Origin of the sequence: Sphingobium sp. AP50 (assembly GCF_900109095.1) — a bacterium.
Lineage (GTDB): Bacteria > Pseudomonadota > Alphaproteobacteria > Sphingomonadales > Sphingomonadaceae > Sphingobium.
This window is the reverse complement of the sequence record NZ_FNYZ01000052.1, coordinates 1-4,954: the sequence shown is the minus strand read 5'-3', so window position 1 is coordinate 4,954 and position 4,954 is coordinate 1. Positions and strand designations below refer to the sequence as shown.

At 60.8% G+C, this 4,954-nt stretch carries 5 protein-coding genes and 1 pseudogene; 3 read left to right on the top strand and 3 right to left on the bottom strand.

Annotated features, from left to right (window positions below):
• Positions 1 to 46 precede the first annotated feature (46 nt).
• Positions 47 to 703: a sigma-70 family RNA polymerase sigma factor gene (locus BMY84_RS28740; RefSeq protein ID WP_093088569.1), complete on the top strand. Its 657-nt coding sequence runs from the start codon at positions 47 to 49 to the stop codon at positions 701 to 703.
• Positions 704 to 769: 66 nt separating this feature from the next.
• On the top strand, positions 770 to 1,642 hold the full coding sequence (locus tag BMY84_RS28735) for a formate/nitrite transporter family protein (protein WP_256215508.1): 873 nt from the start codon (positions 770 to 772) through the stop codon (positions 1,640 to 1,642).
• 7 nt (positions 1,643 to 1,649) lie between these two features.
• On the opposite strand, the gene BMY84_RS28730 is transcribed toward BMY84_RS28735, so the two are convergent.
• Positions 1,650 to 2,633 (bottom strand): L,D-transpeptidase family protein, encoded by a 984-nt coding sequence (locus BMY84_RS28730; RefSeq protein WP_093088564.1) that lies wholly within the window; start codon positions 2,631 to 2,633, stop codon positions 1,650 to 1,652.
• Positions 2,634 to 2,773: 140 nt separating this feature from the next.
• On the opposite strand from BMY84_RS28730, the gene BMY84_RS28725 reads away from it, so the two are divergent.
• Positions 2,774 to 3,319: a DUF882 domain-containing protein gene (locus BMY84_RS28725; protein WP_093088563.1), complete on the top strand. Its 546-nt coding sequence runs from the start codon at positions 2,774 to 2,776 to the stop codon at positions 3,317 to 3,319.
• A gap of 8 nt (positions 3,320 to 3,327) precedes the next feature.
• On the opposite strand, the gene BMY84_RS28720 is transcribed toward BMY84_RS28725, so the two are convergent.
• Together BMY84_RS28720 and BMY84_RS30760 are read right to left on the bottom strand one after the other, a co-directional pair.
• Positions 3,328 to 4,752 (bottom strand): L,D-transpeptidase family protein, encoded by a 1,425-nt coding sequence (locus BMY84_RS28720; RefSeq protein WP_256215507.1) that lies wholly within the window; start codon positions 4,750 to 4,752, stop codon positions 3,328 to 3,330.
• A gap of 63 nt (positions 4,753 to 4,815) precedes the next feature.
• Positions 4,816 to 4,954: pseudogene (locus BMY84_RS30760) on the bottom strand (TIGR02281 family clan AA aspartic protease); the annotation flags it as partial.

Genomic DNA, 4,954 nt, shown 5'->3' with positions numbered 1-4,954 from the left:
CCCTATCGAAATGTTCTTCTTCTCGAATAGTTTTGAAGGGGATTATATGTCGGACACCATCGCATCGCAGGCTGAGCCTGCCCGTCTTTCCGATGCCGCCTTCAAAGCAGAATTGACCAGGGTTATTCCGCAGTTACGCGCCTTCGCCCGCAGCCTTTGTGGAAATCACGATCTGGCGGATGACCTTGTCCAGGAAACGATGATGAAGACCTGGGCCGCTCGGCAACGCTATGTCGCTGGCACGAATTTCCGTGCCTGGTCCTTCACGATCCTGCGCAATCATTTTTTCAGCCTGACACGTCGCCGCCGCTTCACCGGCGAATGGGATGACCTGGTGGCCGACCGTGTTCTGGCCGCGCCCGCCTCTCAGGATAGCAGCATCGAACTGCGTGACCTCATGCGCGCGCTCATGCAGTTGCCCGAGCCGCAGCGCGAAGCGTTGATCCTCGTCGGAGCCGGTGGCATCTCCTACGAAGAAACGGCCGAGATCACGGGGGTCGCCATCGGCACGGTCAAGAGCCGTGTGGCCCGGGCGCGCATGGCGTTGGAAGCCTTGATGAACGGTGGGGTGCTCGAAACCGCACGCAGCGAATTTGACGATCAAGAAGATGCCGTCGTCAGCATCTTTGCTTATCTCGACAGAATTCAGAACCGTCAGCCAACGCGACCTGATGTGTCAGGGCTGCTGGCACTGGCCGCCTGAGCGGATGATGAAGCGGAGCAAGGTTCGGTCCGGCCCCGCTTCCAGGTTTCGTCAGGGCTGTGGTCAATGATATCCGATCCAGATCAGTCGCTGATGGATGATCCCAGCGCGCCTGATGATGCCCTGTCGCCCGATGAGGCGCAGGATGCCCGGCGGCGCCAGGCCAGTTCGCATATGGTCGTGCATGAGGCCGTGCGGCTCCAGGGTGAGGAGGAACTGGCAAGGCCCGTCGTTGCTCTGCTGCTTTCGGGTCTCGCAGCCGGCCTCGCCATCACCATATCGCTGCTGGCGGAACTCTATCTGCGCATGCGCTTGCCGGACGAGCGCTGGGCCGAGCTGGTCTATCTGCTGGGCTATCCCGTCGGTTATGTGATCGTCATCATGGGGCGGCTACAGCTTTTTACCGAGAGTACGGTAACTGCCGTGCTCCCCGTGGCCGCACGGCCCAGCATTGCCGGGCTGGCGCGGCTTGCAAGGCTATGGTCTGTCGTATTGACCGCAAACCTCATCGGCGTGCTGATCGTAGTTGCGCTGATGGCGGGTGAGGTCATTATCACGCATGAGCAAAGGCTGGTGGCGATCGATATCCTGCAAAAGCTGCCCGCGCAGGAGGGGCTCAAGACGCTCACATTGGGTATTCCGGCCGGCTTCCTGATGGCGTCCATCGCCTGGCTCCTGCCCAATGCGAAAGGCAGTGAATTCTGGGTCATCTCTTTATTGACCTATGTCATCGCGCTTGGCGGCTTCAGCCATGTCGTTACCGGCTTTTCGCAGACTGCCTTTCTCTGGCTGAACGGTTCCATGACCGTTGCGGACATGCTGCTCGACTTTCTTCTCCCAGCGCTTGCCGGGAACATCATCGGAGGCACCGGTCTCTTCGCCGTGTTGGCGCATGGTCAGATGCGGGGTGATAGCGAGGCAGCGGACGAGAAAAACTAACGAATTCTCATTCCTGAAAAATGACCTGCGTTGAAGTGCTGGTCATCTGGGCCAGTCGGGCCGCATCCCAATTGCTCAGGCGAACGCAGCCATGGCTTTGCGAGCGCCCGATCCGGGTCGGCTCCGGCGTGCCATGAATGCCATAATGGGGCTTATCAAGGTCGATCCAGACTACGCCGACGGGATTGTTGGGACCGGGCTGCAACACGGCTGTCCCGTCACTTTCGGCGGCATCCCAGAACAAGTCCGGATTATAATGATAGGTCGGCAGGAAGGCGATCGCCTCAATTACCCATTGGCCAATCGGCAGGGGATCATGGTCGCTTCCGGTGGTCGCGGGAAATTGCGCGACGAGACGGTCCTGAGCATCAAAAACCTTGAGCAGGCTTTCAGATTTATCTACGACGATTTTCGCCGCCTGCGGCTGTCGCGCGCTGATATTGAGCGTTGCGAGCGTGTCGCGCCATTGAGGCGATAGGCTATTGTCATAGTCCCGATTGGCCGGGATCAGGCTTGGCAGTCGCAGTTCCATGCCGGCCTGCGGCGCCTTGAGTGCGGGATTGAGCGCGAGCAGAATTTGCGGCGTCGTATGGAAGCGCTCGGCAAGCCGTTCCACGATATCGCGGTAGCCCAAATTGGGCAGGGCGACCTGGTCGACGATCTTTGCAGGAATGTCGGGCGTGAAGTCGGCCGCGAGGGCATCGTCCTTCAGCACCATGGTCATGAGCGCAGGGGCATCATCCTTGCCGAGGGCCGCTCGTGTCCCACCATCAAGCTCGCCCGATTGTGTCAGGCCTTGCGCAGCCTGATAGCCCTTCACCGCCGCATTGAAGAAGCGCCCCTTGCGCCCGTCGATGACCCCGGGGCCAAAGCCTGCCCGGTCCAGCTGGACCTGAGCGCGGAATATGGATGGATCAATGTTGGTCGCTCGGAAGGCGCTGGCTGGCGTTGCGGCTGGGTTCGGAACCTGTGCTCCGACTGCCGACTGCATAAGGCCAGCGGTGGCCAAAATCAGACAGTGCCATGGAACCCATCTTTTCATCCGGAAAATGCACCCTATATCTCAGTGAGATAAGTAACGCGCGGGTGCGGCTTTATCTCCCTGGAACGATTTCGGGACGAACGACTTACATGTTGATGGATAGAAGGGCGGTGCTGCTGGGCGCCGCTGCTTGTGGTGCAGCGCAGCTTTTTCCTGCCACCACATGGGCCGCTCTGTCGGAGCGGCGCCTGTTGTTTCGCAATGCGCACAATGGGGAGAAGGTCGACGTCTGCTATTTTTCGGGCGGACGTCTGCGGGCTTCGGGAATTGCTGAACTCAATCATTTCCTGCGCGACTGGCGTACCAGGGAAGTGACCCGCATGGACACCGATCTGTTCGATACGCTGGTGCAACTGCATGCGGCAACCGGTGCGGACAAGCGGGCCTACTTCACGCTGATCTCCGGCTATCGCTCACCGAAAACCAACGCCCGACTGCATCGCGGCAGCCATGGTGTTGCGTCGAAGAGCCAGCATATGCGGGGCAAGGCAGTGGACATCCAGCTTCGCAATGTCCGTCTTGCCAACCTTCAGAAAGCGGCGCTGTCCCTGAAGGCGGGAGGCGTCGGCTATTATCCGGACGACGGGTTCGTCCATGTCGATACCGGGCCAGTCCGCCGCTGGAACGGCAGCTAGGTCAGGCGTCAGGGGCCGATATCGGCCCCTGATCCGCGCAGGCGCGCGCCGCTGCCGGCCTTGAAGCCGAGCGCGACTGACACCCTGTCGTTCCAGCCATAAGGATCGGCGCGCACCACAGGCTCGCCCTGATCATCGAACAGCACGGTCTGGTAGAGCAGGCGCACCGGTATCTCGCGCGGCAGGGGAACGAAACTTTCCTTCCCCGTTGCACGGGCCTTGTTCCACTGATCCGTAATGCCCGCGTCCTGCGCCAGCATTGCGGCAAAGCCCTCTGCATCCTCGACCCGGACGCAGCCATGGCTGCGCTGACGCTGTACCTCTGCAAATAACTGCTTCGCTGGGGTATCGTGCAGATAAATCTGATGCTCGTTCTTCATGTCGAACTTGACGAGGCCGAGCGAATTTTTGGGTCCGGGCTGCTGGACGATCCAACCGTTCTTGCGCACCATATTGTTGCGTCGCAGATAGACCGCGCCCTTACCGACGATCTCCTTCTGCTCGATTGAGCGGGGCACGGTCCAAGTCGGGTTCGCCACCAGTCGGTAGATGGGTGATCCAAGTTGCGGGGTTTCGGTGTCAGGCTCACCAACCACGACCTTGCGGACATTGGCGAGTTTGCCTTCGCGCCAGTAGCTGAGGCGCGCGGCAGCGAGGTTGACGTCGATCCGCGTGGTGGGCGGATTGCGATCGAGCCAGCGCGTGCGCTCCATGGCAACGGCGATGGCGCGCGCGCGATCGGCATCGGACAGGTTCAGGATTTCCAGTGCCTGACTGCCGATCGAACCATCAGGCTTGATGCCGAAATCCTGCTGCATCCGCTTGATCGCGCGCACCATCGGCTCGCTAAAGCGCTCACCCCCGGCCTGCCCCTTGTCGAGATAATCGGAGGCGACCAGCTGCCGCGCGATGGCGGGAATGCGGCCATCGCTCTGCCCCGGCTCGATGGCCTCGCTTGTGGCAGGGATGGCGGCGGCGGGCGCGTCAGCCTCCCGGCTCAGCGCCACATAGGCTTTGGAGAGCGCGTGATATTCGTCGCTCTGCGGCGCAAGGCTTTCAAGCCAGTCGGACAGCTTGCCGTCCGTCATCGCTCTGGCAAGGCCCGCGCGCAGATCGGGCTTCGGGCGCGGAATGGTATAGACGTCATAGAGCTTCGTCGGATCGCTCGCGCCATGGGCAAGAGCAGCAGCATATTGCAGCGCGAGTTCCGTCTGCGCCTCCGGTCCGTCGCCCTTGATCTCGAACTTGAAATGGTCGAGTCCATGCTGGGCACGGCGGTCGATCGCTTCGCGCAACTGGCGCAGATTGCCGTCCGTCCACTCCACCTGCCCAGTCGAGGCCGTTCTGTTCTGGGTCGTGACGAGGTCGCAGGCGACGAGAGGCAGGGACAGGGCAAGGATCGAACCAGCAATCAGAAATCGGCGTACCATCATATCCCTTTCACGTCGGATATGTTCAACGCGCCACCGCGGTTTGCGCTCCGTCATGCTGCGCGATCAGGGCGATGTGGGAATCAGGATCAAAGTTCTGCCTTCGACACGCCAGGAGGCGAGTTGCGACAGAAAGTTCATGCCCAATATGTCCACCGGGCCAAGCGCAGGAGAAATGACGGTCTTGAGGTTGCGCGCTTGTATG

Bases quoted from the DNA above. Each gene is read 5' to 3' on its own strand.
- BMY84_RS28740 (WP_093088569.1), top strand. From the start codon at position 47: ATGTCGGACACCATCGCATCGCAGGCTGAGCCTGCCCGTCTTTCCGAT.
- BMY84_RS28735 (WP_256215508.1), top strand. From the start codon at position 770: ATGATATCCGATCCAGATCAGTCGCTGATGGATGATCCCAGCGCGCCT.
- BMY84_RS28720 (WP_256215507.1), bottom strand. From the start codon at position 4,752: ATGATGGTACGCCGATTTCTGATTGCTGGTTCGATCCTTGCCCTGTCC.
- BMY84_RS28730 (WP_093088564.1), bottom strand. From the start codon at position 2,633: ATGCAGTCGGCAGTCGGAGCACAGGTTCCGAACCCAGCCGCAACGCCA.
- BMY84_RS28725 (WP_093088563.1), top strand. From the start codon at position 2,774: ATGTTGATGGATAGAAGGGCGGTGCTGCTGGGCGCCGCTGCTTGTGGT.